The following is a 2,122-nucleotide window of genomic DNA, read 5'->3' as shown; positions in this document are numbered from 1 at the left end:
ACGCGATCACCGCCATTACCTGGCCTTCTGCGACCTCGCCGCCGTCATCACATGCCACAAACGCCTGACAAAGAGCACCACATAGGACAGGTTCTTAAGGCCCGCGACATTGAACAGGCCCTCGCCGTCACCACCCAAGCCCTCGCCCTCGCCACCCGATCCGGCGCCACTCGCCCCATTGCCCTCATCCGCGACCTCGCACCCGCCCTCCGACCGCACACAGCCGTCCCCGGCGTAACCGAATTTCTCGAACAGCTGCGCGCCGGGGTCTGTAAAGAGAACGGCTCTGTTCCGTAGTCACTTGTGACGCCGTGCAGGTGAGGCAGGACGGCGGTGATCCACCGCTGGATCGGGCCGAGAGGGCCGCCGCCGATCCCGTGGATCCCACCCACGACGCCCACTGCCAGGGCGAGCACCGAGGTGGTCGGGGCCATCGGCCGGTGGCGGGGCGGGGTTCGGCTGGCGACGTGTGCGAGCGCACAGCCAGATGCCGAGCGGCAGAAGCAGGATGGCGACCAGGAGGCGGAAGACGCGCGGGCCCGGGACGGCAACGCCCGGACAACGGCGCCCATGACGACGCCGGCACGGTACCCGCGAGCAGCAGGCGCGTCGGTGGCCCGCCCAGTCTCTCCGCCCGGCGGTAGCGCAGCGGGGCACCGGGGCCGGCCACGATGTCGAACAGAAGGTTCGTCGGTGTCACCGCCGGACTTGGCACACCCAGCACGCCGGCCTGTACCGGCACCAGGAACACCACCCCCAAGACACTCACCGGCGCGGGCACTGTCGATTTCAGCGCCCGGCGGCGAATCCGAGCGCGCCCGAAGACCAGTCCACCCCAGGCCCCCTCAACAGATCGTCGAGCCAGTACCCGCGAACCCGCTACACCTCCATCACGAGCCGGCGATGAAGCTTGGGTGAGACGGGACAGTGATGAAGGTCGCTCGAACTTGCTGGCAGGGCATAGGACTTGTCTGTGCTACGTTCCGTAGTCCAACCGAACACAGGTGACCCCGGCGGTGCGCTAACACCCCGGGGTCCGGCAACAGGAGCTGTAACTCCCTTGCAGGTACATCGTAGCGCCCACGCGCGTAACTTCATCGTGCTGCCCAACGCCGCCGCACAGGACCGGCGGCTGAGCCTCGCCGCTCGTGGGCTCCTCGCCGATCTACTGTCCCGGCCGGAGCGCTGGCGCGAGGACGCGCGGCAGATCGCCGATTCCAGCATCGACAGCCGCGCCGCCGTGCGGAAGGCACTCAAGGAGCTGATCGCCGCCGGGTACTACCGGGTCGAGAAGGTCCGGATGCCGGACGGCACGATCCGATCGGAAGCCCATGTCTACGACACCCCGCAGCTGCCGGGCCTGAAGGCCGCTGAGAAGCTCCTGGGGACGGCAAAGCCGCAGGTGACGCCGCGTGTGGCCCGTCCGGCGTCCGGTGTGCCGGACTCCGGTGCTGCTGGCGTCCTTGTAGTAAAGAACCTGGTTAAAGAACCCTCCCTCCCTGCCCCCGACCGCGGTGACGTGGACGGCCGTCGGCGTACCGCGCCGTCGGTGCGGCATCCGAGGCCGGCGGAAGGGCGGGTGGCGTCTTCGATGGACGAATTGGTGGGACCGCCGCGTGCGGCGGCCCTGGCGCTGTACCGGGTGCTGAAAGACCAGCCGCGCCTGCGGCTCGGGGACGCGGAAGTGGTCGAGCTGGCACCGCTGGCTGGCCGCGGGGTGCGGTCCGGCGGACCTGGCTGCAGCGTTGCTGCCCGGCCTTCCTTCGGAGATCTACTCGCCGATCGCCGTGATCCGGGACCGCCTCGTGCGCAAGCTGCCGCCCGCGCCGTCGCAGATGCGGTCGATCTGCGCAGGTCAGCAGCACGAATGCGTGGAGTGCAGGGTTCCGGTGAGCACGCCTGGGCTGTGCGGGCGGTGCTCGGGACTCTCGGGCCCGGCACCAGCTGCCTTTGGCTGCGGCGAGCCGTTCACGGCTGCTGGAGCAGCGAAGGCACGGGCCGCGAGCGTGGCCGGGGCAGTGGAGTCTCAGGGCGGCGTCGTTCAGAGGATCTGTCCGGGTTGATGCCGATTCAGATGGCTGGGGTGGCTCATGAGTCAACCCAGCCACTCGAACAGAGGCCA

1 protein-coding gene is annotated in these 2,122 nt (G+C 69.2%); it reads left to right on the top strand.

The features are described 5' to 3' along the window. Positions 1-1,060: 1,060 nt before the first annotated feature. On the top strand, positions 1,061-2,122 hold a 1,062-nt coding region (locus tag ACFTWP_RS41545; protein WP_380270375.1), incomplete at its 3' end, for a hypothetical protein.

This window comes from Kitasatospora sp. NPDC057015 (genome assembly GCF_042673745.1).
Classification (GTDB): Bacteria; Actinomycetota; Actinomycetes; order Streptomycetales; family Streptomycetaceae; genus Kitasatospora.
Note: the sequence above shows the minus strand (reverse complement) of the source record. Positions and strands in the feature narration are given on the sequence as shown.